Here is a 488-nt window from a genome sequence, read left to right on the forward strand (position 1 = left end):
CGTTCCCGGCCGCGGCCTGGATCATGGCATACTCACCGGAGACTTGGTAGGCGAAGGTCGGAACGGCGAAGCTGTCCTTCACCCGGCGCACGATGTCGAGATAGGGCATGCCGGGCTTGATCATGATCATGTCGGCGCCTTCCTCGAGGTCGAGGGCGACCTCGCGCATGGCCTCGTCGGAATTCGCCGGATCCATCTGGTAGGTGCGCTTGTCGCCGACGAGGCACGTGCTGGTGCCGATGGCGTCCCGGAACGGGCCGTAGAAGGCGGAAGCGTATTTCGCCGCATAGGCCATGATCTGCACGTCCAGGAACCCGGCCTCGTCGAGACCCTCCCGGATGGCGGCCACGCGGCCGTCCATCATGTCGGACGGGGCGATGACGTCGGCGCCGGCTTCCGCCTGGAGCACGGCCTGGCGCACAAGCAGCGCCACCGTCTCGTCGTTGAGGATGCGTTCGCCGTCCATCACGCCGTCATGGCCGTGGCTG

The 488-nt window shown here is 66.8% G+C and carries 1 pseudogene; it reads right to left on the reverse strand.

Going from position 1 to position 488, the window contains the following annotated elements:
- Positions 1-488 (reverse strand): annotated as a pseudogene (locus tag C7G61_RS43305) (porphobilinogen synthase); the annotation flags it as partial.

The organism is Bradyrhizobium algeriense (genome assembly GCF_003062295.1).
Lineage (GTDB): Bacteria > Pseudomonadota > Alphaproteobacteria > Rhizobiales > Xanthobacteraceae > Bradyrhizobium > Bradyrhizobium algeriense.